The 25551-nt window shown below is 63.8% G+C and carries 26 protein-coding genes, 1 tRNA gene and 1 pseudogene; 19 read left to right on the top strand and 9 right to left on the bottom strand.

What is annotated here, in order from left to right; all coding sequences use genetic code 11:
- Positions 1-341 precede the first annotated feature (341 nt).
- Entirely contained in the window at positions 342-677 is a 336-nt protein-coding gene (locus ACNJX9_RS18390; protein WP_083514440.1) for a twin-arginine translocation signal domain-containing protein, read from the top strand.
- Positions 678-747: 70 nt separating this feature from the next.
- On the opposite strand, the gene ACNJX9_RS18395 is transcribed toward ACNJX9_RS18390, so the two are convergent.
- From ACNJX9_RS18395 to ACNJX9_RS18405, 3 genes are all read right to left on the bottom strand, one after another.
- Positions 748-990: a GCG_CRPN prefix-to-repeats domain-containing protein gene (locus tag ACNJX9_RS18395; RefSeq protein ID WP_271598914.1), complete on the bottom strand. Its 243-nt coding sequence runs from the start codon at positions 988-990 to the stop codon at positions 748-750.
- Between the two features lie 237 nt (positions 991-1227).
- Positions 1228-2235, bottom strand: a complete 1008-nt coding sequence (locus ACNJX9_RS18400; RefSeq protein ID WP_057751736.1) for an alpha/beta fold hydrolase — start codon at positions 2233-2235, stop codon at positions 1228-1230.
- A gap of 215 nt (positions 2236-2450) precedes the next feature.
- Positions 2451-3149 carry a metalloregulator ArsR/SmtB family transcription factor gene (locus ACNJX9_RS18405; protein WP_057751729.1) on the bottom strand — a complete coding sequence of 233 codons (699 nt, stop codon included), beginning with the start codon at positions 3147-3149 and terminating at the stop codon, positions 2451-2453.
- Between the two features lie 203 nt (positions 3150-3352).
- Here ACNJX9_RS18405 and ACNJX9_RS18410 point away from each other — a divergent pair, with 203 nt between their 5' ends.
- The gene (locus tag ACNJX9_RS18410) at positions 3353-3664 is read left to right on the top strand and encodes an NIPSNAP family protein (protein WP_439409818.1); all 312 of its coding nucleotides are present in this window, start codon (positions 3353-3355) and stop codon (positions 3662-3664) included.
- Between the two features lie 51 nt (positions 3665-3715).
- The gene (locus ACNJX9_RS18415; RefSeq protein WP_439409819.1) at positions 3716-4525 is read left to right on the top strand and encodes an isocitrate lyase/PEP mutase family protein; all 810 of its coding nucleotides are present in this window, start codon (positions 3716-3718) and stop codon (positions 4523-4525) included.
- 207 nt (positions 4526-4732) lie between these two features.
- On the opposite strand, the gene ACNJX9_RS18420 is transcribed toward ACNJX9_RS18415, so the two are convergent.
- Positions 4733-5125 (bottom strand): hypothetical protein, encoded by a 393-nt coding sequence (locus ACNJX9_RS18420; RefSeq protein ID WP_057751718.1) that lies wholly within the window; start codon positions 5123-5125, stop codon positions 4733-4735.
- Between the two features lie 165 nt (positions 5126-5290).
- Here ACNJX9_RS18420 and ACNJX9_RS18425 point away from each other — a divergent pair, with 165 nt between their 5' ends.
- Positions 5291-5932, top strand: a complete 642-nt coding sequence (locus ACNJX9_RS18425) for a trimeric intracellular cation channel family protein (RefSeq protein ID WP_057751713.1) — start codon at positions 5291-5293, stop codon at positions 5930-5932.
- A 96-nt stretch (positions 5933-6028) separates the two neighbouring features.
- On the opposite strand, the gene ACNJX9_RS18430 is transcribed toward ACNJX9_RS18425, so the two are convergent.
- Complete coding sequence (locus tag ACNJX9_RS18430) at positions 6029-7240, bottom strand: c-type cytochrome (RefSeq protein ID WP_439409820.1); 1212 nt, start codon at positions 7238-7240, stop codon at positions 6029-6031.
- A gap of 282 nt (positions 7241-7522) precedes the next feature.
- Between ACNJX9_RS18430 and ACNJX9_RS18435 the strand changes: the two genes are divergently transcribed.
- The 9 genes and pseudogenes from ACNJX9_RS18435 (at position 7523) to ACNJX9_RS18475 (ending at position 20470) form a co-directional block, all read left to right on the top strand.
- The gene (locus ACNJX9_RS18435; protein ID WP_439409821.1) at positions 7523-11011 is read left to right on the top strand and encodes an indolepyruvate ferredoxin oxidoreductase family protein; all 3489 of its coding nucleotides are present in this window, start codon (positions 7523-7525) and stop codon (positions 11009-11011) included.
- A 309-nt stretch (positions 11012-11320) separates the two neighbouring features.
- A complete protein-coding gene (locus ACNJX9_RS18440; protein WP_439409822.1) occupies positions 11321-12478 on the top strand; it encodes a thiolase domain-containing protein in 1158 nt (385 codons plus the stop codon).
- The gene (locus tag ACNJX9_RS18445; protein WP_057751693.1) at positions 12478-12867 is read left to right on the top strand and encodes a Zn-ribbon domain-containing OB-fold protein; all 390 of its coding nucleotides are present in this window, start codon (positions 12478-12480) and stop codon (positions 12865-12867) included. Before ACNJX9_RS18440 ends, ACNJX9_RS18445 begins: the two co-directional genes overlap by 1 nt.
- 142 nt (positions 12868-13009) lie before the next feature.
- Positions 13010-13870 (top strand): MaoC family dehydratase, encoded by an 861-nt coding sequence (locus ACNJX9_RS18450; RefSeq protein ID WP_057751689.1) that lies wholly within the window; start codon positions 13010-13012, stop codon positions 13868-13870.
- A 125-nt stretch (positions 13871-13995) separates the two neighbouring features.
- Positions 13996-14874 (top strand): SDR family oxidoreductase, encoded by an 879-nt coding sequence (locus ACNJX9_RS18455; RefSeq protein ID WP_057751687.1) that lies wholly within the window; start codon positions 13996-13998, stop codon positions 14872-14874.
- A gap of 105 nt (positions 14875-14979) precedes the next feature.
- Entirely contained in the window at positions 14980-15933 is a 954-nt protein-coding gene (locus ACNJX9_RS18460) for a dihydrodipicolinate synthase family protein (RefSeq protein WP_057751685.1), read from the top strand.
- Between the two features lie 4 nt (positions 15934-15937).
- Positions 15938-16732 (top strand): NUDIX hydrolase, encoded by a 795-nt coding sequence (locus tag ACNJX9_RS18465; RefSeq protein ID WP_439409823.1) that lies wholly within the window; start codon positions 15938-15940, stop codon positions 16730-16732.
- Between the two features lie 80 nt (positions 16733-16812).
- Positions 16813-17692 (top strand): annotated as a pseudogene (locus ACNJX9_RS18470) (DMT family transporter).
- Between the two features lie 90 nt (positions 17693-17782).
- A complete protein-coding gene (locus ACNJX9_RS18475) occupies positions 17783-20470 on the top strand; it encodes a PAS domain S-box protein (RefSeq protein ID WP_439409824.1) in 2688 nt (895 codons plus the stop codon).
- Between the two features lie 108 nt (positions 20471-20578).
- Here the strand turns inward: ACNJX9_RS18475 and ACNJX9_RS18480 are convergent, their stop codons facing one another.
- Complete coding sequence (locus tag ACNJX9_RS18480) at positions 20579-20932, bottom strand: GrlR family regulatory protein (RefSeq protein ID WP_057751670.1); 354 nt, start codon at positions 20930-20932, stop codon at positions 20579-20581.
- 259 nt (positions 20933-21191) lie between these two features.
- On the opposite strand from ACNJX9_RS18480, the gene ACNJX9_RS18485 reads away from it, so the two are divergent.
- The gene (locus tag ACNJX9_RS18485) at positions 21192-21680 is read left to right on the top strand and encodes a hypothetical protein (protein ID WP_439409825.1); all 489 of its coding nucleotides are present in this window, start codon (positions 21192-21194) and stop codon (positions 21678-21680) included.
- 28 nt (positions 21681-21708) lie between these two features.
- On the opposite strand, the gene ACNJX9_RS18490 is transcribed toward ACNJX9_RS18485, so the two are convergent.
- Positions 21709-22095 (bottom strand): VOC family protein, encoded by a 387-nt coding sequence (locus ACNJX9_RS18490; RefSeq protein ID WP_057751664.1) that lies wholly within the window; start codon positions 22093-22095, stop codon positions 21709-21711.
- Between the two features lie 150 nt (positions 22096-22245).
- On the opposite strand from ACNJX9_RS18490, the gene ACNJX9_RS18495 reads away from it, so the two are divergent.
- The 4 genes from ACNJX9_RS18495 to ACNJX9_RS18510 all read left to right on the top strand — a co-directional run bounded on the left by ACNJX9_RS18495 (position 22246) and on the right by ACNJX9_RS18510 (position 24133).
- Complete coding sequence (locus ACNJX9_RS18495) at positions 22246-22803, top strand: hypothetical protein (protein ID WP_439410080.1); 558 nt, start codon at positions 22246-22248, stop codon at positions 22801-22803.
- Positions 22804-22958: 155 nt separating this feature from the next.
- The gene (locus ACNJX9_RS18500; RefSeq protein ID WP_439409826.1) at positions 22959-23462 is read left to right on the top strand and encodes a hypothetical protein; all 504 of its coding nucleotides are present in this window, start codon (positions 22959-22961) and stop codon (positions 23460-23462) included.
- 151 nt (positions 23463-23613) lie between these two features.
- Positions 23614-23690, top strand: a tRNA-Arg gene (locus ACNJX9_RS18505).
- 125 nt (positions 23691-23815) lie between these two features.
- On the top strand, positions 23816-24133 hold the full coding sequence (locus tag ACNJX9_RS18510; protein WP_439410275.1) for a hypothetical protein: 318 nt from the start codon (positions 23816-23818) through the stop codon (positions 24131-24133).
- Positions 24134-24220: 87 nt separating this feature from the next.
- Here the strand turns inward: ACNJX9_RS18510 and ACNJX9_RS18515 are convergent, their stop codons facing one another.
- Positions 24221-24487, bottom strand: a complete 267-nt coding sequence (locus tag ACNJX9_RS18515) for a hypothetical protein (RefSeq protein ID WP_057751658.1) — start codon at positions 24485-24487, stop codon at positions 24221-24223.
- 263 nt (positions 24488-24750) lie between these two features.
- Here ACNJX9_RS18515 and ACNJX9_RS18520 point away from each other — a divergent pair, with 263 nt between their 5' ends.
- Entirely contained in the window at positions 24751-25212 is a 462-nt protein-coding gene (locus ACNJX9_RS18520; protein WP_057751655.1) for a baeRF12 domain-containing protein, read from the top strand.
- A 36-nt stretch (positions 25213-25248) separates the two neighbouring features.
- Here the strand turns inward: ACNJX9_RS18520 and ACNJX9_RS18525 are convergent, their stop codons facing one another.
- Positions 25249-25512, bottom strand: a complete 264-nt coding sequence (locus ACNJX9_RS18525) for a hypothetical protein (RefSeq protein ID WP_057751828.1) — start codon at positions 25510-25512, stop codon at positions 25249-25251.
- Positions 25513-25551: the final 39 nt, after the last annotated feature.

Below are 25551 nucleotides of genomic sequence, written 5' to 3' on the forward strand. Positions count from 1 at the left end.
ATTCGTTATGGCTGGGGTGACTGTAGAGCTACCGCGACGCCATGTGTGTGCGGTCGATCACATTGCCCGGGGCCTTATCGGCCGCCGCGACATGCGCCATCGGGTCTTCCCGTGCGTGAGGTCGGCCATGTGCTGTCTCCGTGCTGTCTCAGCCCTAGGACGGATGGAGACGGCGCGCTCCGACGGGGGGTGCGAATTTTTTGGCCGAGCGCAGGACGGATAGAGCTTCGTTCCATCGGGGCTCTCTGCAGTGAACCTGAACGGTCGATTCAGCGGCGGTTCATATCGGCGCCGCGACACTTGTTCTGCATCACTTGATCGATGAAGCAGAGGATTAAGTCATGGAGCGCCGGAACTTTTTGAAACTTGCATTCGGTGTCGCGGCGGGAGCTGCCGCATTCACCGCCGCCGCGCAGGCCGCGCCGCTCGCGCCGCAAGTGCTGGGGAAAGACAGCCTGCCATCGGCCAATCCGGACGCTCATCCTGCCGTCACCACCAGCGAGGAAGCAGCCCAGCTCAAGCCGGAGCAGGTGCGCTGGGGTCACGGCCACTGGCATCACCGTCACTGGGGTTGGCACCACCGTCACTGGGGTTGGCGTCACCGCCACTGGGGCTGGCGTCATCGTCATTGGGGTTGGCGCCATCGCTGGCATCATCGCCATTGGCGTCACTGGTAACGCCGGGCCCGGAATGAAAAAGGGGATCGCAATCGCGATCCCCTTTTTGCTGCTTCGCAACTGGGAGAGATCAGAACGGACGGCAGCGGCCGGCGTACCAGCGGAAGCCATAGGGGCACACGCGCGGACGCACCACGACAACAGGCGGAGCAACCACGACCGGCGCGGGAGCCACGACGACCCGCTCCATCGGACGGCAGCCGCCATAGGGACCGCGGTACCAGCCCGGGCCGCAACCCCCGGCGGCGCTGGCGGACTCGCTGAAGCCGACGGCCGCGCTGGCGAGCATCGCGGCGGCGAAAAGATATTTCATCTGATTTTCCTTCTGGTCTCTGGGAGCAAGTTCTTGGAAGCAAGTTCTTGGAAGCAAGTTCTTGGAGCAAGTTCTTGGGACAGGGGCTTAGCGCCTGCGGCGCGCAATGAATCAACAGACACGATTCGACACATCAAAACGAGTACGTGCCGTCACGTTGCGATCCAAACCTGCCAATCATGACCTGAATGCGGCATGAACATTTTGCGCGTGCGGCTTCGCGCGACATCGATGACGCTAGCGGCCGAGAAAGCCCAACACGAGCTCTCGGTACCTCTCCGGCGCCTCCAAGAAGACGAGGTGACCGGTGTCCGGAATAATCTCGGCGCGCGCATTCGGCATCTTCGCAGCCAACGCTTTTGCAAGCTCGGCATTCTGCCCCATCTTTGCGCGCAACGCTTCCGGCGCATTCGGCCGGCCCGGGGCGTTGTGGTCGTCGGCGCCCATGATGAACAGTGTCGGCGCGGTGATCTCAGGAATTTCGTGCGCGACCGGCTCGCGATAGATCATCTGGCCGGATGAGACGAAGGCGCGCAGCCAGCGCGGATAGTCGGGGCTGCCCTTGATGTTGAAGCGGGCGTCGATGAACGGCGTGATCGCCTCCGGCGGCAGCTTGATCGCATAATTGGTCTGGAGCTGCTTTCGGTAGCCGTCGGCGGTGAGTTTGTCCTCGGTTTCGATGATTGTCTCGGTCGGAACCGGCGGCACGTAGAGACGATAGTCTTCGAGGCCGATCGGTGCGGTCAGCACCAGATGGGCGACACGGTCCGGATAGGCGCGGGCGATGCGCACCCCTAACATGCCGCCGAGCGAATGCGCGACGACGTCGACCTTGTCGATTTTGAGGTGATCGAGCAGCGCGATGGTGTTGCGCGCCAGATTGTCGAAATGCAACTCGCCCATCGGCTTGGAGGATTTGCCGAAGCCGATCTGGTCCGGCACCACCACACGATAGCCCGCGTCATTGAGCATCTTGATGACATCGGCCCAGTAGCTCGACGGGAAATTGCGCCCATGCAGCAGCACGACGGCGCGGCCGTTCGGCTGAGCTGGGGCGACGTCCATATAGGCCATGGCGAGCTGCTCGCCGTCATTGACAACAGGCAGCAGATGAACGGGATAGGGATAGGCAAAGCCTTCGAGCGCAATGCCGTAAGGCTCGCGCTGGGGCGCGTCGGCGGCGTGGGCGATGAGTGGGGACGCAAAGAGGGCGGCGGCGAGGGCGGCCGGGAGAATGCGGATCATAGAGGTCTCTTAATTTACGGCGTCGTTCCGGGGCGATGCAAAGCATCGAACCGGAACCTCGAGATTCCCCGGTGCGCAGTTGCGCACCTGAGGTTCGGCTCTGCGAGCCGCCCGGAATGACTGAGGCCATAAGCGCGTGGATGGCAGGGTCAAGCCCGGCGATCGTAACACCGCTCGATCACACGCAAATTTGCGAGCTCACTCCGTTTGCGTGATCAGTCCTTGCTGTTCCCGAACAGCGCCGCGAATTGTTTCTCGCCGGTGCGGGTGAAATTCACCACACGGCTGCCGGGCGTGGCATCGCGCGCGGCCCATTTCAGCTCGGCAAAGCGCTGCATCATGGCAGCCCCGAGCGTGCCGGCGAGATGGTGGCGCCGCTCGCTCCAGTCGAGGCAGGCCTTGCAGACCGGGCGGCGCGGATGGCTGAGCATGTCGGGCGAGATCTGCAAATGCTTGGCGAGGAAGCGCTCGCCTTCCGTCGTCAGCTCGATCTCCTGCTTCTTCTGCTTTACGAGGTTGCGCGACCGAAGCGAGTCCAGCATCTGCACGCCGAGATCGCCGGCGAGGTGGTCGTAGCAGATCCGCGCCCGGCGCAGCGCCGGATCCTTCGGCCCGGTGCGCACGCGCATATGGCCGGTGCGCGCGGCAAGACCGGCGAGTCCTTCGAGCACGCCGGCGACGTCGTCGTCGGTGAGGCGGTAGTAGCGGTGGCGGCCCTGCTTCTCCGGCTCGACCAGCCCGCCGGCCTCGAGCTTGGCCAGATGCGAGCTCGCGGTCTGCGGCGTGATGCCGGCCTCCTGCGCCAGCTCGCTCGCCGTGAGCGCGCGGCCGTTCATCAGCGCCGTGAGCATGTTGGCGCGGGCGGGATCGCCGACCAGCGCGGCGACCATGGCGATGTCGGGTCCAGATTTCATGCTTCGATGGTAGCCGAAGCATTGTAGTCGGGCAAGAGCGTAGCGTCTCACCAAGTCGTCATCGCGGGACCCGTAGGGTGGGCAAAGGAGCGGAGCGACGTGTCCACCAATCGTCGTTGCGAAGAGACGAGGTGGGCACGCTTCGCTTTGCCCACCCCACGAGACCTGCGCTCGCAATGACAGCGCGAAAACAGGAGCCCAACATGTCCGTCACCGTCTTCATCCGCTACCAGCTCGATCCCTTCAAGCGCGCGCAGTTCGAGGACTATTCGAAGCGCTGGCTGTCCATCATCCCGAAATGTGGCGGCGACCTGATCGGCTATTTCATGCCGCATGAAGGCACCAACAACATCGCCTTTGCACTGATCACTTTCGAGAGCCTCGCCGCCTACGAGGCCTATCGCGCGCGGCTGCGGCAGGATGGCGATGGCATGGCGAACTTCCATTTCGCCGAGGACAACAAGTTCATCCTGGCGGAAGAGCGCACCTTCCTGCGCAAGGTGGTATTGGACTAGCGCCGTCCTGCGAGCGTCCCTATCTCTGCGCGGCCAACATGGGAGAGAAACATGCATGTGACAACGGCTGACAAGCGCGCGACGTTCAGGAAGCTGCACGAGAGCGGCTGCTTCATCCTGCCCAATCCGGTCGATGTCGGCGGCGCCAGGGCGTTGCAGCATCTCGGTTTCAAGGCGATCGCCTCGTCGAGCGCGGGCTTTGCCTGGACCATCGGCAAGGCCGACAATCGCGTCACCGTGGAGGACGTCTGTCAGCATCTGGCAGCATTGAGCTCGTCCGTCGACATTCCCGTGAACGCGGATTTCGAGGGCGGTTTTGCCGTCGAGCCGGACCAGGTCGCCGAAAATGTCGAGCGTGGCGTGCGCACCGGCGTCGCCGGCCTGTCGATCGAGGATTCCACCGGGGACAAGGACAAGCCGCTCTATGATCGCGCGCTTGCAGTCGAGCGCATCAAGGCCTCGCGCAAGGCGATCGGCGACAGTGGCACGCTGCTGGTCGGCCGCTGCGAGGCTTATCTCTGGGGTGTCACCGATCTCAAGCTCGTCATCGACCGGCTCACGGCTTACGCCGATGCCGGTGCCGATTGCCTCTACGCGCCGGGCCTGAAGACGCGCGAGGACATCGCGGCCGTGGTGAAGGCCGTCGCACCAAAGCCGTTCAACCTGCTGATCGGCAGCTCCGGCTTGTCGCTGAAGGAGGCCGAAGATCTCGGCGTGCGCCGCATCAGCGTCGGTGGCTCGCTCGCCCGCGCCGCCTGGGGCGGCTTCATGCGCGCGGCGAAGGAAATGGCGGAGAAGGGGACGTTTGGCGAACTGGCCGGCGGCTATCCCGGCGGCGAGCTCAACAAGATGTTCAGCTAGCTCCCAACGAAAGCGGCGGGACCTTTCGATCCCGCCGCTCTCTCATCCTCTCGATGTCATGCCCCGCGCAGGCGAGGCATCCAGTCGTCCGCGGCTTGTCGATTCGACTTCAACCGTCTCGGAGGACTGGATCGCCCGGTCCTGATGCGCAATTGCGCACAAGGCCGGGCGATGACGTTTGTGTGCTACGCGAAGACGGTCGTGCCGTTACTTCGCGCCATCAGACGGCGTCTGCGTATCCACCGCCGGCTTGCTCGGCGCAGCACCCGTGGTCACGCCCGGCGCGGTGTTGTTGCGCGGCGTCACGTCACGCATGCCGGGAGGTGCGGCGGGGTTGGCCGGAGTCGTCTGCTGCGCGGTTTGTGTAGCCGGCGTATTGCTCGCCTGGTTGCCTGAGTTGGTATTGTTTAAGCCATAGAACACGGCGCCCAGCACCAGGGCGATCGCCACCGCGAACAGCGCGATTTTGCCGCTGGAGGCGGGGCCTTCGCCGAGCTCGGGATCAGCCTGCAGGTCGGCATCCCGGCGCGCCGCGCGAAGATACTCATCGTCGGCGAGGTTCGGGCGGTACGGATCGTTGGGAAAACGGTCGTCAGCCATCGATTGGGTCTCCTCGTTGATTGCCTTCAGACAACCCACGGCTGCGAGATTCTGTTCCGGGTTCCCTAGTGCTTTCGTCGGATGTTGCCCTCGAGCGAGGAATCGGGAACCTGTGCACGCGGAACTCGGCGCGTAAGTTCCACGGCAAAAAGGGGGAACAAAGCGATGTGGAGCCTGCCACCGATCGATAGCGTGCTCCATCTCTTGTCGTTGATCGCCGTCGCCGCGCAAGGCATGACGGCAGCGCTTGCGGCGGGACGGCGCAGCATGGATTGGCTCGGGGTCTGCTTTCTCGGCTGCATCACGGCGCTCGGCGGCGGCACGCTACGCGATCTCTTCCTCGGCCATTATCCGCTGGCCTGGGTGCAGAACCCGATCTATCTCGCGCTCGCCGGCGGGGCTGCGTTCCTCACGATCCTGTTCGCGCGTCTCGTGCACCGGTTGAAGATCGCCTTCATCGTGCTCGATGCCATCGGCCTCGTCGTCTTCACCATGACCGGCTGCGACGTCGCCTGGCAGATGGATGCCTCGCTGCCGATCGTGATCGTCTCCGGCATGGTGACGGGCTGCGCCGGCGGCGTGCTCCGCGACGTGCTCTGCAACGACGTGCCGCTCTTGTTTCGCTCCGAGCTCTACGCCAGCGTCTCGGTGGTGACGGGGCTGTTCTATGCCACCGCGTTCGGTTTGAAACTCAACGCCGAGCTATGGACCATCCTGACCTTCGCCCTCGGCATCAGTTTTCGTCTCCTCGCCGTGCGCTACAAATGGGAGATGCCGAAATTCGTGTTCACGGGGGATGAGGAGTAGCAGCTCTCTCGGCATCGTCATTGCGAGCGCAATCCAGTCTGTCACCGCAGAGGGATTCTGGATTGCTTCGCTGCGCTCGCAATGACAGGGAGACAGCTACGGCGCCGGCCTGCGCGCCCTCGCCACCTGCGCCGGCGTCACCAGCAGGCCGGCATTGCCCCAGGAATTGCGGATGTAGTTGGTGACCGCCGCGATCTCCGCATCCGACAATTGCTTGGCATAGCCGGGCATCTCGCCGGTGTTCGGCGCGCGCGGCGTCGTCACGGTGTGGGCGCCGTCGAGAATGACGCGCAAGGTCGAGGAGGGGTTGATGGATTGCAGCAGCGCATTGCCCGGCAGCGGCGGATAGATGCGGGGCGCGCCGGAGCCGTCGGCCTCATGGCAGGCGATGCAGAATTTTGCGTAGACCGCCTGGCCCGCTTTCATCTCGGCCGCCTCGGGCGGCGCCACGATGGTCTCGCGCCGCGCCGGCGGCAGGCTCTTCAAATAGATCGCGATCGCTCGGATGTCGGCATCGCTCATCTTCGAGGTCGAGGCGACGATCACCTCGGCCATCGGCCCGCCGGCATGGCTCCTGGCGTTGCGGCCGCTCTGCAGATATTCGGTGATGTCCTCAGTGCTCCACGATTGCAGCCCGGTCCGCGCAGCGCCATCGAGGCGCGGTGCGTACCAGCCCTCGATTTCGTTGCCGGTCAGCGCCTGCGAGCTTTTGTCCGCGCCCAAAGCGTTCTTCGGCGTGTGGCAGGCGCCGCAATGACCGAGCCCGGTGACGAGATAGCCGCCCCGATTCCACGCTGCGCTCTTGTTCTGGTCCGGTTCGAACAGCCCGGGCGTGAAGAACAGCAAGTTCCAGCCGCGCATCAGGAAGCGATAGTTGAGGGGCCAGTGCAGCTCCGGCGGCTTGTTGCGGCTGACCACGGGCGCGAGGGTGCCGAGATAGGCGCGGATCGCCAGCGTGTCGTCCTTGGTCATCCGCGTGAAGTAGGGGTAGGGGAAGGCTGGATAGTAGAGCGAGCCGTCCGGCGCGGTGCCATAGCGCAAGGCGCGGGTGAAATCGGCGTCGGTCCAGGCGCCAATCCCGGTGTCGCGATCAGGCGTCAGGTTCGGCGCATAGATCGCACCGAAGGGCGTGTCGATGCGTTTTCCCCCCGCGAAGGGCTTGGCGGGATCGGCGGTGTGGCAGCCCGCGCAGTCGCCGGCCTCGACAAGCGTCTTGCCGTAGGCGATCAGCTCGGGCGACGGCTCGGCGGCGGGAGCGGCCTCCGCAACCGCACTGCACAACAGCGCAACAGCCAGAATCGTCCGCATGAGAAGCCTGCTCCTGCGACCATCGGTCGAATGCCCAATCATAGCGGCGTCATGTCGTTTCGCGACAGCGGGGGTATGGTGACACAAATTGAAAATCGCCAATGTCTTTCCGGCCACGAAATTGCGTTTTTTTCCCGTCGCCGCGGAAGGTCCAGATTTGTGATGCGCCGCGTTAAATATCCGACATAGAGTGGCAGAGGTGGTCGGCGTGCCCTACCTGAAAACAACGGGCAGGCAACGGCTTAGGCAGCCAAACGCTCAAAAGGGCGGAAGAGGACAAGAATGGGCATCAACCAGGGTCCGATCAGTCTCGATCAGAAATACACACAAGGGACCGGCCATATCTTCACGACGGGCATCCAGGCGCTAGTCCGTCTGCCCATGGCGCAGATCAGGCGCGACCGCGCCGCCGGCCTGAACACCGCGGGCTTCATCTCCGGCTACCGCGGCTCGCCGCTCGGCGGGTACGACCAGCAGCTTTTCGCCGCGCGAAAGCACCTCGAGCAGTACAACATCAAATTCCAGCCCGGCGTGAACGAGGACCTGGCGGCGACCGCCATCTGGGGCTCGCAGCAGCTCAACCTCTCGCCCGGGGCCAAATATGACGGCGTGGTCGGTATCTGGTACGGCAAGGGCCCAGGCGTCGACCGCTGCGGCGACGTCTTCCGCCACGGCAATGCCGCCGGCTCCGCCAAGAACGGCGGCGTGCTATGCCTTGCCGGCGACGACCACGGTGCCAAATCCTCCACCGTCCCGCATCAGTCCGACCACGCCTTTATCTCGGCGCTGATGCCTTATCTCTATCCTTCGAGCATCCACGAGATGATCGAGATGGGCCTGCTCGGCATCGCGATGTCGCGTTATTCCGGCTGCTGGGTCGGCATGAAGGTGATCACGGAGACGGTGGAGACCACCGCCGAGATCGACCTCACCGACGAGATGAAGCCCTTCATCATCCCCAGCGATTTCGAGCTGCCGCCCGGCGGCCTCAACCTGCGCTGGCCCGACGATCGCTTCGAGCAGGACCGGCGCCTGCAGGACTACAAGGGTTTTGCTGCGATCGCCTTCGCACGCGCCAACAAGGTCAACCGCGTCACCATGGATTCGCCGAACGCCCGTTTCGGCATCATGGCCTCGGGCAAGAGCTATGAGGACGTGCGGCAGGCGCTGCGCGAGCTCGGCATCACCGAAGAGATCGCCGCTAGAATCGGTCTTCGTCTTTACAAGATTGGCATGCCCTGGCCGCTGGAGCCGGAGGGCGTGCGCCAGTTCGCCGTTGGCTTGGAGGAGATCTTCATCGTCGAGGAACGGCGCGAGATCGTCGAGAACCAGGTCAAGCAGGAGCTGTTCAACTGGCGCGACGACGTCCGCCCGCGCATCGTCGGCAAGATGGACGAGCACGACAAGCGCTTCCTGACCTTCGCCGCCGAGCTCAGCGTCGCCTCGCTTGCGACCTCGCTGACCGAACGGCTGCTTCGACTTAATCTCAACCCCGAGATTGCCGAGATGCTCCGCGCCAAGGCCGACTGGTTCAACGGCCGGCAGGCGTCCCAGATGATCCCCACGGCGCCGGTTTCTCGCACCCCTTACTTCTGCTCCGGCTGCCCCCACAACACCTCCACGAAAGTCCCTGAGGGCAGCCGTGCGCTCGCCGGCATCGGCTGCCATTTCATGGCGCTGTGGATGGATCGCTCCACCGAGACCTTCACCCATATGGGCGGTGAGGGCGTGCCGTGGGTCGGTATCGCCCCCTTCACCAACGAGAACCACATATTCGCCAACCTCGGCGACGGCACCTATTTCCACTCGGGCATTCTCGCCATTCGACAGGCGATCGCCTCCAAGGCCAACATCACCTACAAGATCCTCTACAACGACGCCGTCGCCATGACCGGCGGCCAGCGCCATGACGGCGATCTCTCGCCGGAGAAGATCATGGCCCAGCTTCACGCCGAAGGCATCCGCGAGATCTATCTGGTCTCGGAAAACCCGGACGCCTATCCCGCCGACAGCATTGCGCCCGGCGTCAAGAAATATCACCGCGACGACTTGCAGAACGTCATGAAGATGTGCCGCGAGTACAAGGGCACCTCTGCGATCGTGTTCGTGCAGACCTGCGCCGCCGAAAAGCGCCGCCGCCGCAAGCGCGGCCTGATGGAGGATCCGGCGCGCCGTGTCATGATCAACCCGGCCGTCTGCGAAGGCTGCGGCGACTGCTCGGTGCAGTCGAACTGCATCTCGGTCGAGCCGCTGGAGACCGAGTTCGGCCGTAAGCGCGCCATCAACCAGTCCGCCTGCAACAAGGACTATTCCTGCCTCAAGGGATTCTGCCCGTCCTTCGTCACCGTGGATGGCGGCAAGCCGCGCCACCGCGCGCCGGCCGAGCTCGCCGATATTGGTGAGCTGCCCGAGCCGGCCTCGCGGCCGACGCTGGACAAGCCCTACAACATTGCCGTAGGTGGTGTCGGGGGCACCGGCGTGCTCACCATCGGCGCGCTGCTCGGCATGGCCGCCCATATCGAGGGCAAGGCCTCGATGATCCTCGACATGTCCGGCCTTGCGCAGAAGGGCGGCGCGGTGCTCAGCCACGTCCGCCTCTCGGATCATCCGGCCGAGGTGACGTGCTCGCGCATCGTCACCGGCACCGCCGATGTCGTGCTCGCTGCCGACGAGGTGGTCGCGGTCGCCAAGGACACGATCTCGCTGTGCGACACCAGCCGCACCCGCGGCATCATCAACAGCCACGTCATCCCCACCGCCGATTTCGTGCTCAACCGCGACTTCAACTTCCAGACCCGCAAGCTGACCGGCCTGCTGGAGACGGCGCTGCACAAGGATTCCGTGTTCTTCGATTTCACCAGGCCGGCCGAGCAACTGCTCGGCGATGCCATCGCCACCAACATGATGATGATGGGCTATGCCTATCAGAAGGGGCTGTTCCCGCTGTCGGCGGAAGCGATCGAGCAGGCCATCGAGGTCAACGGGGTCTCGATCAAGATGAACAAGGAAGCCTTCCGCCTCGGCCGCCTTGCCGTCGCGGACCCTGCGCGCCTCGCCGAGATGCTGAAGGGCACGGACGAGGTTGCCGCGCCCAAGACGCTGGACGCCATGACTCTCGATGAAGTCATCGAGCATCGCGCCAAGCATCTCACCGCCTATCAGAACGGCCGCCTGGCCAAGCGCTATCGCAAGCTGGTCGATCAGGTTCGCGATGCCGCGATCAAGGGCTATGGCGAAGCGCTGCCGCGCGCGGTCGCGATCAACTACGCAAAACTGCTCGCCTACAAGGATGAGTACGAGGTCGCGCGCCTGTTCTCTGACGGCGCTTTCGAGCAGCAGCTCCGCGACCAGTTCGAGGGCGACTACACGTTCAGCTTCAACCTCGCCCCGCCGATTTTGGCGTCCGGCGTCGATGCGCTGGGCCGCCCGAAGAAGCGCGCCTTCGGCCCGTGGATGCTGAAGGCGTTCCGCGTGCTCGCCAGGTTCAAATTCCTGCGCGGCACCCCCTTCGACATCTTCGGTCGCAGCGCCGACCGCAAGCTCGAGCGCGACCTGATCGCAGGCTACGAGAAGGACGTCGCCACCGTGCTCGGTCTGTTGTCGCCGGTCACGCACGACACAGCCGTCGAACTCCTCTCACTGCCCGGCCGCATCCGCGGCTACGGTCCGGTGAAGGAGAAGGCCGTGACCGACGCCAAGGCCCGCTACGCCCAGCTCGCCGCCGATCTGGCGAACCCGCCCCCGGCGCCGCGGCAGATCGCGGCGGAGTAGGGTGAGTCATGTAGGGTGGGCAAAGGCGCGCTTGCGCCGTGCCCACCATCTCTCTCGATCACGGAAAATGCGTGGGCACGCTGTCGCTTTGCCCACCCTACAATTTCCTCTTTGAAATCAACCCTCGTTCTACTGTGCATGGGGTTGTTTTCGAGAGTCCGGCTCCATTTCGTGTAAAACGAAAAGCGGCTTGTGCCGTCGGGCACACACGCCGCCCTCTCGCGAGGCGGAATATTTCCGCGCTTGCCAATCCGCCCGGTGCGGTTCAGAAAAAAGAGCCAATAAGAGACGCGAGCGGAGACCTCTGTTTTGACCATCAAGGGCAAGGCCTACATTGCCGGGATCTACGAACACCCGACCCGGCATGCGCCGGACAAATCCACCGCCCAGCTTCATGCCGAGGTCGCCAAGGGCGCGATCGAGGATGCCGGGATCAGCAAGGACGATGTCGACGGCTATTTCTGCGCGGGCGATGCGCCCGGCGGCGCCTGGCCGATGGTCGACTATCTCGGGCTGAACACCAAAAGGCTCCGCCATGTCGATTCCACCGAGACCGGCGGCTGCTCCTACATCATCCATCTCGGCCATGCCGCTGAAGCCATCGCGGCAGGCAAGTGCTCGATCGCGCTCATCACGCTCGCGGGCAAGCCGCGCACCGGCGCGATGCCGCCGCGCGCGGCCGGCGCGGAAGCCGATTTCGAGTCGGCTTACGGTGCGACCACACACAATGCCTATGGCATGTGTGCCATGCGCCATATGCACGACTATGGCACCACGAGCGAACAGCTCGCCTGGATCAAGGTCGCGGCCTCTCATCATGCGCAATACAATCCGCATGCGATGCTCAAGGACGTCGTCACCGTCGAGGACGTGCTGAATTCGCCGATGATCTCCGATCCGCTGCATCGCATGGATTGCTGCGTCGTCTCCGACGGCGGTGGCGCGTTGATCGTGACCACGCCTGAAATCGCCAGGAGCCTGAAGAAGCCGCTGGTGCGCCTGATCGGCCATGGCGAGGCGATGAAGGGTCCGCGGGGCGGCAAGGATCTCGATCTCACTTACTCCGCCGGTGTCTGGTCCGGCCCGCGCGCGTTCGAGGAGGCCGGCATCACGCCGAAGGACATCAAATACGCCTCGATCTATGACAGCTTCACCATCACGGTGTTGATGCAGCTCGAGGACCTCGGCTTCTGCAGGAAGGGCGAGGGCGGCAAGTTCGTTGCCGACGGCAATCTGATCTCGGGCGTCGGCAAGCTGCCGTTCAACACCGATGGCGGCGGCCTGTGCAGCAACCACCCCGTCAATCGCGGCGGCATGACCAAGATCATCGAGGCCGTCAGGCAGCTGCGCGGCGAGGCGCATCCGAAGGTGCAGGTTCCGAATTGCGATCTCGCCATCGCCCACGGCACCGGCGGCCTCTTGGGTGTTCGCCACGCCGCCTCGACGGCCATTCTGGAGCGCGTGTGATGAGCGAAGCGAGAAAATATCCAGCGCCGGTCACGAACCCCGAGACCGCTGCGTTCTGGGACGCGGCGAAATCGGGCAGGTTCATGATCAAGCGCTGCACGGCGTGCGGCGAAGCGCATTACTTCCCGCGCTCGATCTGCCCGTTCTGCTACTCCGACAAGACGGTGTGGGAGGAAGCCTCGGGCGAGGGCACGATCTACACCTACAGCCTGATGCGGAAATCTCCGACCGGTCCTTACGCCATCGGCTACGTCACGTTGAAGGAGGGGCCTTCCGTGCAGACCAATTTCGTCGACTGCGATCTCGAGAAGCTCAAGATCGGCCAGAAGGTGAAGGTGGTGTTCAAGCCAACGGACGGGGCGCCACTGCCGTTTTTTACGCCGGTGTAGGTCCTCATCCTGAGGAGCTTGGGAAGCAAGCGTCTCGAAGGAGGGCCATGACAAGAAGCGTTTCGGGCATCCTCATGGTTCGAGACGGCGCAACAGCGCCTCCTCACCACGAGGATGAGAACCACCGGGAGGAAACCAAAAAATGTCCGCCAGATACGAAGAACTCAAAGGCCTGAAAAACCTCGGCCAAAAATATGCCTACACTGACCGCGAGGTGATGCTCTACGCCTACGGCATCGGTCTCGGCGCCGACCCGATGGACGAGAACGAACTCGCCTTCGTCAACGAGGGCACGCTCACGCCGCGGCCGCTGAAGGTCGTACCGACCTTTGCCTCCGTCGCGGCCTGGGGCTCGGGCCCGGGCGAGATGAATCTCAACCGCGTGATGGTGGTTGACGGCGAGCGCGACATCACCTTCCACCAGCCGCTGCCGGTCGCCGCCAACATCACCGCCGATTCCTCCGTGCTCGAGGTCTACGACAAGGGCAAGGACAAGGGCGTCGTCATCAGCCACCAGACCGTGCTGAAGAACGAGAAGGGCGAGAAGCTCGCGACACTTGTCGCCTCGCGCTTCGCTCGCGGCGACGGCGGCTTCGGCGGGCCGAATCTCACCCAGCCCGATCCGCACAAGATCCCCTCGCGCGCGCCCGACAAGACCATCGACATCGCGACGCGCCCGGACCAGGCGCTGGTCTATCGTCTCTGCGGCGACCGCAATCCGCTGCACTCCGATCCCGAGTTTGCCAGGAAGGCCGGCTTCCCGCGCCCGATCCTGCACGGCATGTGCACCTACGGCATCACCTGCCGCGGCGTGCTGCAGACCTATGCCGACTACGATGCGTCAGCGTTCCGCCAGCACGTCGCGCGGTTTTCCTCGCCCGTCTATCCAGGCGAGACTGTCACCATGGACCTCTGGAAGGACGGCAACACGATCTCGTTCGAAGCCAAGGTGAAGTCGCGCGGGGTGACGGTGATCAAGAACGGCAAGACGGTGTTGGGTTAGGCCTCGCAGTCATTCCGGGGCGCGCGAAGCGCGAACCCGGAATCTCGCGCGTTACAACCTCTGGATTCCGGGTTCAGCGCTGCGCGCTGCCCCGGAATGACAATAATAAACAGGGAGAAGCCACCATGGGACTACTCGACGGCAAGGTTGCGCTGATCACCGGCGCGGGCGGAGGGCTCGGTGAGGCCTACGCAAAGCTGTTCGCGCGGGAAGGGGCCTCGGTCGTGGTCAACGATCTCGGCGGGCCCCGCGACGGCTCCGGTGCCGATAAGTCCATGGCGCAGCAGGTGGTGGACGCGATCAAGGCCGAGGGCGGCAAGGCGGTCGCCAACGGCGCCGACATCTCCACCATGGAGGGCGGCCAGTCGGTGTTCGACGACGCCATCAGGCATTTCGGCCGCGCCGACATCCTCGTCAACAATGCCGGCATTTTGCGCGACCAGACCTTTCACAAGGCCAGTGAGGCCGACTGGGACAAGGTCATCAAGGTGCATTTGAAAGGCACCTTCTGTTGCACCATGCCGGTGTTTCGCTGGATGCGGGAAAATGGCGGCGGCGTCATCGTCAACACCTCCTCGACCTCGGGCCTGATCGGCAATTTCGGTCAGACCAATTACGGGGCCGCCAAGGGCGGCATCTGGGGCCTGTCCAACGTGCTGGCGATCGAGGGTCGCAAGTACAACATCCGGATCTGGACGCTGGCGCCGGGCGCCCTGACCCGCATGACCGCAGACCTGCCCCGCTATAAGGAGAACCCAGGTGCAGCGCTGGGGCCGGACGGCATCGCGCCGGCCGTGCTATACATGGTCAGCGATTTGTCGGGCGACCAGACCGGCAAGGTGCTGGGCGTGTCCGGGCCCCGCGGCGTGCGCGAAATGCGGATGATGGAGATGGAAGGCTGGAAGCCGCCGCATACGGGCTGGAATGCCCAGGACATCGTTGCGCATGCCAAGGAGATCTTCTTCTCGGAGGAGCAGATCAAGATGGGCGCGCGGCGGTTTTAGCCATGGTCGTCCCGGGGCGCGCAACGCGCGAACCCGGGACCTCGAGATTCCGGGTTCGATGCTGACGCATCGCCCCGGAATGACGAACAAAGGGAATATTGACTTATGAAACTCACCGCCGACGCCAAGGGCACTTTCGCAATCGCGCCGACGCCGTTCCACGACGACGGCCGGATCGACGAGCGCTCGATCGACCGCCTGACCGATTTCTACGAGGAGGTCGGCTGCGACGGCGTCACGGTGCTTGGCATCCTCGGCGAGGCCCCGAAGCTCGATGCCGCCGAGGCCGAGCAGGTCGCGGTGCGCTACGTCAAGCGCGCCAGGAAGATGCAGGTGATCGTCGGCGTCTCCGCGCCGGGCTTTGCCACCATGCGCTCGCTGGCCAGGGCCTCGATGGACGCAGGCGCGGCCGGCGTCATGATCGCGCCGCCGCCCTCACTTCGCACCGACGATCAGATCGTGGGCTATTTCAAGCAGGCGGCCGAGGCGATCGGCCCCGATGTGCCCTGGGTGCTCCAGGACTATCCTTTGACGCTCACTGTGGTGTTTACGCCCGCCGTGATCCGCAAGATCGTCATGGACAATCCGAACTGCGTGATGCTCAAGCACGAGGACTGGCCGGGCCTGGAAAAGATCACGACCCTGCGCGGCTTCCAGAAGGACGGCTCGCTCCGTCCGCTCTCGATCCTCTGCGGCAATGGCGGCACGTTCCTCGACTTTGAAATGGAGCGCGGCGCCGACGGTGCCATGACCGGCTATGCGTTCCCCGAGCTTCTGATCGACGTCGTCAACCTCTCCAAGGCCGGCAAGCGCGATGCCGCGCATGACATCTTCGACGCGCATTTGCCGCTGATCCGCTACGAGCAGCAGCCCGGCGTCGGCCTGACCGTGCGCAAATACGTGCTGCAGAAGCGCGGCATCATCGCCTCCAGCGCACAGCGCAAGCCGGGCGCGACGATGACGGCGACCGCGAAAGCGGAAGTCGACTATCTCTTGTCGCGCGTCGCCCGTTTCGACAAGCGCGCCAATCTCGGCCCGCAATCCAGCGCGGCAGGTTAGTTGAATGTCCGAGACATCAGCATCACGCCCGGCTTCGACAATCCTCCTGCTGCGTGATGGCGCCAAGGAGGTCGAAATCTTCATGATGGTCCGCCATCATCAGATCGAGTTCAACTCGGGCGCGCTGGTGTTTCCGGGCGGCAGCGTCGATGCGGGCGATCAGGAAATCGTTGCCCGCGCCGATCTTTATTCGGGCGGCGAGGGCTTAAGCGAAGCTGACCGCGGTTTTCGTATCGCCGCGATCCGCGAGACGTTTGAGGAGAGCGGCATCCTGCTGGCACGGTCGAAAGGCTCGAACAGGCCTATCGATGCCAAACGCGCCGGCGAGATCGCCGAGGCGCATCGCGTCGCGCTGAACGAGCACAAGATCAGCTTCCTGAAAATCCTCGAGGATAACGGCCTTCAGCTCGCGCTCGACACGCTCGTGCCTTACGCGCACTGGATCACGCCGGAGGGCATGCCCAAGCGTTTCGACACCTGGTTTTTTCTCGCGGCTGCACCGCCCGACCAGCTCGGCGCGCATGACGGGCGGGAGTCGACTGACTCGATCTGGCTGTCAGCCCGCGAGGCGGTGGAGGGCGGTCAGAGCGGCCGCTTCAAGCTGCCGTTCCCGACCACGCGAAATCTGATTCGGCTGGCGAAGCAGCCAACCGTAAGTGCTGCGCTCGATCATGCCAAGGGGATGTCGATCGTCACGGTGATGCCGGTAATGACGAAAACCGAAAGCGGGCGGCAGCTCCGCATCCCCCGCGAGGCCGGCTATGACGGCGAGGTGTTCGAGGTCGGCGCGGTCGGCTAGAACACTTCGATACCGAACGAAGTATTGGCGACCATCGATGAGCTAGGTTCCGTCCATCGCGAATGGATGGGATGGATCAGATGGATGCCAGGCAGGACACCAATATCGCCGTCGAGCTGGCGCTGCTGGTCGCGCTCGCAACCCTCTGGGGCGGCTCCTACACCTTCATCAAGCTCGGCGTCGCCACCATCCCTGCGGTCACGCTGATCGCCGCGCGCACGACGGTTGCGGGCCTGTTACTGCTCGCGGTCATGTGGGCGAGGGGCATCAGCATGCCTGCGGATGCCGCGACCTGGCAGCGCTTCGCGTTCCAGGCCGTGCTCAACAGCGTCATTCCATGGACCCTGATCGCCTGGGGCGAACGCCATGTCGATGCCGCGCTCGCCACCATCCTCAATTCGGCCGGGCCCATCTTCACCTTCCTGCTCACCGCGATCATCACCCGCCATGAGGCAACGACGCCGCGAAAGCTGTTCGGCGTGGTCGCGGGCATGGCCGGCATCCTGCTGATCGTCGGCGTCGGTGCGTTCCGCGAGATCGGGCGCAGCCTCGTTGCGGAGGCGGCAATCGTCGCCGCCACCATCTGCTACGCCTGCGCCGCGATCTTCGGCCGCAGCTTCAAGGGCCTCGATCCCATGGCGCCCGCCGCCGGCTCGCTGCTGGCGGGCGCGGCCGTGCTGATCCCGGCTTCGCTCCTGCTCGAGCAGCCCTGGACGCTGTCGCCGTCGCTAAGCTCCGTCCTCGCGCTGCTCGCGCTCGCGGTATTCTCGACCGCAGCCGCCTTCGCGATCTATTTCCGCTCAGGCTTACCTGCGCGTCCCCATCGGAGTGGCCATCAGCGTCGCCTTCCTCGGCGAGACCCTGAGCCGGACCGCATGGATTGGCCTCGCCTGCGTCGTCCTCGGTGTCGCCGCCATGACGATCCCGGGGCGGCGGGCGGCCGTCGCTAAACCATCATGAAGAACAGCCCCTTCCGGCCCGTGGAGGCATGTTCCCCCGGAGGGGCGATACAGCGTATATTAGGGGCGTATGGAGTCCGGTTCCGCCCCAATGTCCGCCGAAACGCCACCGAATCCGCCGCCGAAGCGATCATTTTCGCTATCGATCGGCCAGATGACGTATGGCAGCTTCATCCTGGTGCTGGCGGTGATCATCGTCACCTCGACTGCGAGCGTGATCGCGATCCGGCACATCGATGCCACCTTCGCCGAACTCCAGCGGCTGCAAAGCGTCGGCGATCTCGCCGAAGACATCGACCGCCGCATGAACGATTTGCGGCTCGCCGCGCGTGACTTCGTCACCGATCCCGGCGCCGGCATCCAGTTCAAGCAGGTCGGCGGGGCCGCATCGACGCTGAGCGACATCCTCAAGAAGACCCGGATCGAGCTCGCGCCCGAGCAGCAGGACATGATCGACGGCGTCTCCGAGCGGCTCGCGACCTATCGCAGCGGGCTGGATCGGATATCGACCCTGATCGATCGCCGCGCGCAACTGCTTGCCGGGCTGCCCCCGCTGCGCGACCAGTTCGACGCGGCGGTCTCCGAAAGCGGGGACCGTGATCTCGCCGCGCGCCTGTCGGAAGCCCAGAGCCGGATCGCGCTTGGGCTGCTCGCGCGCAATCCCTCGGCGGCCGAACAGGCCGCCCAGGGCATGCGGACGATGAACATTGCCGATGGCAAATTGAAGACGGCGGTGAACAATTACGCCGATGCCATCATCGCTGTCGCCGTGCGCGAACGGCAGATCGCCGATATCGACCGCGAGGTGCTGGGCACCGAGGGCCGGCTGATCGGCCGGGTCACCGAATTGCTGCGCGACGTCAGCGACCGCCGTGGCCATGTGCTGTCGCGCGACTTTGCCCGGACGCTGGCGGAGGCCCGCTGGCAGAGCATCGTGCTAGGCAGTATGGGCGTCTTGATCGGTATCCTCGCCGCCGTCCTCGTGGTGGGGCGCACGGTGCGGCCGCTGGCGCAGATCGCGCGCTCCATCCGCGCGCTTGCGGCTGGCGTGAAGGATACGTCGATCCCGTCGGCCGATCTCAACAACGAGATTGGCGATATCGCACGCGCGGCCGAAGTGTTCCGCCGTGCGCTGGAGGAGGCCGATACGGCCCGCGAAGCGGCGGTGCGCGCGCTCACCGAGCAGCGGCTGGCCGAAGAGAGCTACCGAAAACTGTTCGAGGGCTCGGTCGACGGCATCTACGTGACGACGCCGGCAGGCGATCTTCTCAACGCCAATCCGGCGCTGGCGCGGATGATGGGCTATGACAGTCCGCAGCACCTGATCGACAGCATCAACGACATCGCCCACACCATCTATGTCCATCCCGAGGCGCGCGCGGAATATCAACGGTTGATGCATCGCGACGGCATGGTGCGCGAGTTCGAGTATCAGGTGCGCCAGCGCAGCGGCGACATCCTCTGGCTTTCCGACAGCGCAACCGGCGTGCGGGACGAGCAGGGCACGATCGTCCGCTACGAGGGCACGCTGCGCGACATCACCGACCAGAAGCGGGCGGAAGATGCCATCGCCGAAGGCCGGCGCCTGTTGCAGCAGGTCATCGACACCGTGCCCGCGGTCATCAACGTCAAGGACCGCAATCTCCGCTACGTGCTGATGAACCGCTACATGGCCGGCATCTTCGGCATCGAGCCCGGTGATGCGCTCGGCCGCACCACCGCGGACCTGATGTCGCGCTATGGCGCTGCCAAGACCGACGAGAACGACAAGCGAGTGCTGAGCCAGCGCAAGGGGCTCGGATTCTACGAGGAGGAATACAAGGACGCCTCCGGCAACATGCGGCAATGGCTGGTCAACAAGCTGCCGCTGCTCGATGCCGAGGGCGAGATCGAGCGGATCGTCACCGTGGCGCTCGACATCGGCGAACGCAAGCGCGGCGAGCAGGAGATGCGCAAGGCCAAGGACGCCGCCGAAACCGCCTTGCGCAATCTGCGCGAGACCCAGGCCTCGCTGATCGAGGCGGAGAAGCTCGCCGCCCTCGGACGCCTGGTCGCCGGCGTCGCGCACGAGGTCAACAATCCCGTCGGCATCAGCCTGACGGTCGCCTCTGCGCTCGAGCGCAAGACCGCCATGTTCAGCGCCGAGGTCGAGCGCGGCGAGCTTCGCCGCTCGACGCTCAACGACTATCTCAACACCAGTCGCGATGCGTCCTCGCAGCTCGTCTCCAATCTGAATCGTGCGGCCGAGCTGATCCAGTCATTCAAGCAGGTCGCGGCCGATCGCAATTATTCAGACCAGCGCACCTTCGACCTCGCCGACCTCACCGAGCAGGTGGTGATGAGCCTGCGCCCGGGCCTGCGCAAGCAGAACCTGACGCTCAACGTTGAGTGCCAGCCCAATCTGACCATGAACAGCTATCCCGGCCCGTACGGCCAGGTGCTGACCAATCTGTTCCTGAATTCGGTGGCGCACGCTTTCCCCGACGGACGTCCCGGGATCATCGACATCCAGGTGCGCGAGTCCGGCAAGGACAATGTGGAGGTCATCGTCTCCGACAATGGCTGTGGCATGAGCCTCGATGTGCGGCGCCGCGCCTTCGATCCGTTTTTCACCACGCGGCGCGACCAGGGCGGTACCGGTCTCGGATTGCACATCGTCTACAGCATCGTTACCAACCGGCTCGGCGGCCGGCTCGATCTCGATTCCGAGCCTGGCGGCGGCACGCGCATCCAGATGATCTTGCCGCGCGTCGCACCACTGGAGCAGGCCGCAGAATAGTACGCGCGAGAGGCTTTCCCGTTCCGATGGAATCGGAATGGGGCTCTAGATTCTTGTTTTGACGCGTTTTCTTGACGCGAACCGGTATCCACTTCGCTCGAAAACGCTTTAATCGACGTCGACGAGCTTGTGCAGGGTCGCGCCGAAAATCAGGCTGGCCTTGCCGACCAGCGCCGTTCCCGTCATCTCCGCACGAGTATCGGTGTAGGTCCCGCTGACGCCGATGCCAACAGGGGCAGGGCCACCGAACAGCGGATTGTCATCGCCGCGCGGCGTGGTGTGTCGTTGCACCAGCACCTCGCCCTTGAACGTGTGGTCGTCCTTCACCACGTAGCGGCCGGTGTAATAAAGGTAGGCATCGCCGCCAAGGATCTTGCCGTCGCGAAAAAGAATCACGCCGCTGCCTTTCCCGACTCGACCATCGAGCAGGCTCACGTGAATCGAATAGAGGCCGTTCTTCATAACGTCCCATCGGCCGGCCACCATCGCCCAATGGCGTCACCGGTGAAGCTTTTATGCCAAAGCGCAACCCCTCGCGCAACGCGGCAATTTTGCCGGCGGTGTCCTGTGCCGGCATGCGACCCGTAGTCGTCCCGGCTTGTCTGTAATGCAGATATGACGGTCTGATCATGCAGCGAGGCCAGTCGTTGCGAATCAGAGTTGGCCCGCGAAATGCATAACCATTGTTGCACTGGCCGCGGGGTGCTGGAGCAAGACGAACGTGAGCAACTGGATCAATTCCGGCGGCGAAGAGCCGCGTCTGTACGATGTGCGTCCTACGATTTGTGAAATAAAACGACGGCGGATCGGCCGTTCCACACCATGGCGAAGCGCGGCAAGTGTGGCTTGCGCGCTGGCGCTGATTGCCCCGCTCGGGCACGCGCGCGACCGCGGCCAGTTCGTCAACACCAGTACCGAGCTGAAGGCCTGGTTCGACAGCTTACGCAGCGGCAAGGGACCATGCTGCTCCGATGCAGACGGCTCGGCGATATCGGATTCCGATTGGGAGAGCAAGGACGGGCACTATCGTGTGCGCATCCCGCGCCTCGGCTACGTCATCGAAGGCAAGCAGCAAGAGCTGGTCTGGGTTGATGTGCCCGAGGAGGCCGTGATCTCGGAGCCCAATCGGGTTGGACGAACCATGGTGTGGCCGATCTATGGCTATATGGGCGTCACCATTCGCTGCTTTATGCCCGGTAGCATGACCTAGCTGGCCGGGCAGCGCCTCGCCCGCCGCGTCAGGTATATTTCTTGTCGCGCTCGAGCAGCTCGACGGAGATGCCTTCGGGACCACGGATGAAGCAGATGCGCACGCCGGGCCGAATCGTGGTCGGCTCGCGCGTGAACGTCACGCCCTTGGCCTTGATTTCGGCAGCGACGGCGTCGATGTCCTTCACGGTGAGACCGAAATGGTCGAGGCCCTGATGCGGATGTTGAGGCGGCGGGTTGACGGCGCTGTCACCTTCCAGCGGCGCGATGAAGATCCTTGCGCCGCCGAGATTGACGTCGATTCGTCCCGGTGCGCGCACGATCTCGCCGCCGAGGATATCGCGCAGCCAGGCGGCGGTCGCTTCCGGATCGGGACTGCGCAGATGGACGTGATCCCAGGTGACGGCGAAAGGCATTTCAATTCCTCCCGATAAGGCCTTCGATGTTGCAGCGCATGTTAGCGATCCCCATCGACGATCGCCACTATGGCTCCGCCCTGAGATTTGCCACAGCGGCGGGAACCTCAATTCGTCTCGCGGATTAAACGAGGAGCGAGCAACGCATCCATGAAATCAAGGCTTGGCCGGATCGGACTGGGACCTTTCGTCGGGAACGGCGAGGAGCGGCAACGGGTCCAGGCGGCCACCAGCATTTGGTTGAAACGAGGCCTATTGTGGCTGCTGGCCGTGAGCGTGGTCGGCGCTTCCGTCTGGCTGTTGATGCCTCCCTCCGAAGGCAATGTCGTCCAAACCGAACCCGTGAAATTGGCACTGGCAAGTGACGATTCTGCTTCGCCAATTTCAGCCTCAGATACCTCGGCTCTGGAAGCCGCCGGGCTCGACCGGATGAAGATCTCGTCGCAGACCTGGCGTCGCGGCGGGCTCGGCTCGAAGGCGCTGGTGACGTTCACCGTGCGAAATGGCAACGACTATGCCGTAAAGGATCTCGAGATCGTCTGTGCGTTCATGCGGCGCGACGGCAGCCACCTGACCGACCGCAGCCGCGTTCTGGCGGATACGGTCAACATGAAGAGCCGCAAGACTTTTGCGCGCGTTCCCGTTGGATTCGTCAACGTGAACGCCGATCAGGCGAAGTGTTCGCTGGTGACGGCGCGGCGGGCCTGAGGGGCCATTCCGCTAGCGGAAAAGTTACCGTCCTTGCCCCTTGGCCAAAAATCTTGGCGTTGCCAATTGAACCTAAGGCTGGGAGCAGGAACCAATTAGAGGATCGCCGGTTAAGGCGATGGGCCCACGCGGGGATGCGGGGCGGAGCGCGGTCAATGCCCATCTTTCGGTATTTCATGTTCGTCGGTGGAGCGCTGCTCGCATTGTTGTTTGCGGCAGATTTCGTTTGGCCGATAGCGCCGATTGCCCAAACCGTCGGCGTCGCGAGCTACGACCAGCCGCTGATCCGGATCCGGTCCGATCGCCATTTGCCTGACCGGGTCGTGCTCGACACCAACCAACCTACCGTTGCCGCGCCGGTGGTGAAGACGGCTTCCGCCGCGGCGCCACAGCCGACCGCGCAGGCAGACGTGACGGCTGACATGTCGGCCAAGGCACGGGTGCGCGAGACATTCGCTCAGCTCACGCCAGCCGATGCGGCTGCGGCCAAGAAGGCTGACGCCAATCCGCAAGCTCAGGTTGCCCAGGCCCAGACGCCACAGGCGCCGGCGCACCCGAGGCGCAAGGTCGTCCGGGCGCGTCCGATGCCGCAGCGTGGCCAGCCGATGATGCTGGTGGCGCAGCAGCCGCATTTCGGTCTGTTCAACACCACTTGGTGAGAGCGCTTTTGACCCGTCTCGAAACGGGGCGGGAGGGCTTTTTATTGTCCGGCCTCTCTGCTAATTCGAACCGAACCGAACGTCGTCGCTGTGCTGGCCAGCCAGCATACGACCGCGGCGCTTCGGCTGGTGGCCCAATATCCGGGGTCAGGCGCTCGTAGCTCAGCTGGATAGAGCATCGGATTTCGATTCCGAGGGTCGGAGGTTCGAATCCTTCCGAGCGCGCCAGGCCAAGGTTGTGTCCAGCCCGGAGACATAGGTCACGTTTCGTACCTAAGACATGGGTGACAACCTTGGGCCGAACGGGTTGTCGAGGGGTTGCAGGGTTTTCTGCTCCACAACGTGACAATAAAATGAACGTCGATATGCGGCCATCCATGGCGAAACATGGCGATTCAGTAAATCGGATTTCCGGCCGTCGTATTGCGGACGTCATGCCGCCATCGATGTCACCGTCAACGGTCGCGGCTCATCGGCTGACCGGTGGTAAGGTCGATGAAATGGAGCCTTGTACAGGCGGGGCAGTTGAAGGATTCAAAGCTCCGGCCCTCGTGCTCCTGCCGCCTTTCGAGATGGGTTTGCACATTCATGCCCGTCTGTGGGCATCGGAAAACAATCAAATCAGCCATCGAAACAGAATGACAGCACGCCAAATTTTATCTTTGATCTAGATCAGTTTTGGAATTGCGCGAGCCTGATCGGCCGTGGCAGGCCCGCTATCTCGCAAAGCGAGGGGGCCCAGAGGGCCCCTGCAAATCTCACCAGCGGCGATAGCCGTAATAGCCATAATAACGCGGGCCGTAATAGCGCGGCGGCCCATAATATCCATATCCGGGCCCGTAACCGTAATAGACGTTCGGCCGCCACCAGCAGCGTCCCCAGGCGTTGCAGACCATGCGGACCTGCTCGACGTCAGAGACCTGAGCGGTCGCAGGCGCCGGCGCAACCGGCATGGCCGACGCCGTCGACGATGCCGCAAGAGCACCGAACAGGGACGCGGCGACGAGGCCGATCTTGAGATTCATGATGTATTCCTCCGTTTACGCAACGAAGGATATCGAAGTTGTTCTGATTAAATTGTGGCGGAGCCGAAATGTAATGCTGATGAACAAATCTTCCGCTCTTCCGTCGTAGGCCAGACCATCACTTGCCGGGCCAGCTCTTCGATCATCGCCACCCTCGTTGATCCTGCGCAATTCGTCGGTGCGCCTTCGTGCCTAATCTTGCAATGGTGGCCGTCCTTCGCCGAATTCGAAGAATAGGCGCACAGGTGGTTTGGAGCAGTGCAATGAACAAGATGAGGATCGACAAGGGCGACTGGCTCGTCGTGTGCGACGGACGCAAGGCGCTCATCCTGGAAAATCTCGGTGACGAGATGTTTCCGAACCTTCACACCAGGGAGGTTCGCGAGCAGGACAACCCATCCACGGCCGCGCAAGGGACCGACGCGCCTGGCAGGTTCCATGCATCCGTCGGCGGTGCCCGCAGCTCGGCGGAGCAGACCGATTGGCACGACGAGGCCGAACGCACATTCCTGCGCAGTCTGGCTGAGCGGCTGGATACCGCGCTCAGCACCGGGGAGACCTCAGGCCTGACCATGGTGGCCTCACCGCGCGCGCTGGGCATGATCCGGACCGATTATTCGGATGCTGTGCGCAGGGCGCTTCGCGGCGAGGTCGGCAAGGACCTCGTCAAGTTGCCGGTCTATGAGATCGAGAAGCAGTTGCTGCTGTCGGGGGCGGTCGGATAGGGACTGCCCGCCGGGAGAGGACGCTCGCGGCGCCCCTCAGTAGCAGGGGTGCCGGCGGCGGTCCTGACCGACATAGCCAGCCGCGCTCTGGTAGCAGTGATTGGTCGACGGGCCGTCATAGTAGGCAAAGGTGCCCGAGGTGATTCCCGGGCCATAATTGTGCAGATAGCTGATCGGGTAGGGCAGCGGATTGGCGTGATAGCGATGGTACCGGTGGTGCACCCGCGCCTCCGCGTAGCCAGGGGCAAGGACTGCCGCCGACAGGGCAGCAAAAGCGGCTACAAGGGCCAACTTGCTCATCTCGATTCTCCGGAACCCGCAAATAAGTCTGTCATCTAT

Origin of the sequence: Bradyrhizobium sp. BLXBL-03 (assembly GCF_051853015.1) — a bacterium.
Taxonomy (GTDB): domain Bacteria; phylum Pseudomonadota; class Alphaproteobacteria; order Rhizobiales; family Xanthobacteraceae; genus Bradyrhizobium; species Bradyrhizobium manausense.

What these genes read in the sequence shown, in the direction of transcription:
- ACNJX9_RS18390 (WP_083514440.1), top strand. Translation starts at nt 342, where the DNA reads ATGGAGCGCCGGAACTTTTTGAAACTTGCATTCGGTGTCGCGGCGGGA.
- ACNJX9_RS18395 (WP_271598914.1), bottom strand. Translation starts at nt 990, where the DNA reads ATGAAATATCTTTTCGCCGCCGCGATGCTCGCCAGCGCGGCCGTCGGC.
- ACNJX9_RS18400 (WP_057751736.1), bottom strand. Translation starts at nt 2,235, where the DNA reads ATGATCCGCATTCTCCCGGCCGCCCTCGCCGCCGCCCTCTTTGCGTCC.
- ACNJX9_RS18405 (WP_057751729.1), bottom strand. Translation starts at nt 3,149, where the DNA reads ATGAAATCTGGACCCGACATCGCCATGGTCGCCGCGCTGGTCGGCGAT.
- ACNJX9_RS18410 (WP_439409818.1), top strand. Translation starts at nt 3,353, where the DNA reads ATGTCCGTCACCGTCTTCATCCGCTACCAGCTCGATCCCTTCAAGCGC.
- ACNJX9_RS18415 (WP_439409819.1), top strand. Translation starts at nt 3,716, where the DNA reads ATGCATGTGACAACGGCTGACAAGCGCGCGACGTTCAGGAAGCTGCAC.
- ACNJX9_RS18420 (WP_057751718.1), bottom strand. Translation starts at nt 5,125, where the DNA reads ATGGCTGACGACCGTTTTCCCAACGATCCGTACCGCCCGAACCTCGCC.
- ACNJX9_RS18425 (WP_057751713.1), top strand. Translation starts at nt 5,291, where the DNA reads ATGTGGAGCCTGCCACCGATCGATAGCGTGCTCCATCTCTTGTCGTTG.
- ACNJX9_RS18430 (WP_439409820.1), bottom strand. Translation starts at nt 7,240, where the DNA reads ATGCGGACGATTCTGGCTGTTGCGCTGTTGTGCAGTGCGGTTGCGGAG.
- ACNJX9_RS18435 (WP_439409821.1), top strand. Translation starts at nt 7,523, where the DNA reads ATGGGCATCAACCAGGGTCCGATCAGTCTCGATCAGAAATACACACAA.
- ACNJX9_RS18445 (WP_057751693.1), top strand. Translation starts at nt 12,478, where the DNA reads ATGAGCGAAGCGAGAAAATATCCAGCGCCGGTCACGAACCCCGAGACC.
- ACNJX9_RS18450 (WP_057751689.1), top strand. Translation starts at nt 13,010, where the DNA reads ATGTCCGCCAGATACGAAGAACTCAAAGGCCTGAAAAACCTCGGCCAA.
- ACNJX9_RS18455 (WP_057751687.1), top strand. Translation starts at nt 13,996, where the DNA reads ATGGGACTACTCGACGGCAAGGTTGCGCTGATCACCGGCGCGGGCGGA.
- ACNJX9_RS18460 (WP_057751685.1), top strand. Translation starts at nt 14,980, where the DNA reads ATGAAACTCACCGCCGACGCCAAGGGCACTTTCGCAATCGCGCCGACG.
- ACNJX9_RS18465 (WP_439409823.1), top strand. Translation starts at nt 15,938, where the DNA reads ATGTCCGAGACATCAGCATCACGCCCGGCTTCGACAATCCTCCTGCTG.
- ACNJX9_RS18475 (WP_439409824.1), top strand. Translation starts at nt 17,783, where the DNA reads ATGTCCGCCGAAACGCCACCGAATCCGCCGCCGAAGCGATCATTTTCG.
- ACNJX9_RS18480 (WP_057751670.1), bottom strand. Translation starts at nt 20,932, where the DNA reads ATGAAGAACGGCCTCTATTCGATTCACGTGAGCCTGCTCGATGGTCGA.
- ACNJX9_RS18490 (WP_057751664.1), bottom strand. Translation starts at nt 22,095, where the DNA reads ATGCCTTTCGCCGTCACCTGGGATCACGTCCATCTGCGCAGTCCCGAT.
- ACNJX9_RS18495 (WP_439410080.1), top strand. Translation starts at nt 22,246, where the DNA reads ATGAAATCAAGGCTTGGCCGGATCGGACTGGGACCTTTCGTCGGGAAC.
- ACNJX9_RS18500 (WP_439409826.1), top strand. Translation starts at nt 22,959, where the DNA reads ATGCCCATCTTTCGGTATTTCATGTTCGTCGGTGGAGCGCTGCTCGCA.
- ACNJX9_RS18510 (WP_439410275.1), top strand. Translation starts at nt 23,816, where the DNA reads ATGAACGTCGATATGCGGCCATCCATGGCGAAACATGGCGATTCAGTA.
- ACNJX9_RS18515 (WP_057751658.1), bottom strand. Translation starts at nt 24,487, where the DNA reads ATGAATCTCAAGATCGGCCTCGTCGCCGCGTCCCTGTTCGGTGCTCTT.
- ACNJX9_RS18520 (WP_057751655.1), top strand. Translation starts at nt 24,751, where the DNA reads ATGAACAAGATGAGGATCGACAAGGGCGACTGGCTCGTCGTGTGCGAC.
- ACNJX9_RS18525 (WP_057751828.1), bottom strand. Translation starts at nt 25,512, where the DNA reads ATGAGCAAGTTGGCCCTTGTAGCCGCTTTTGCTGCCCTGTCGGCGGCA.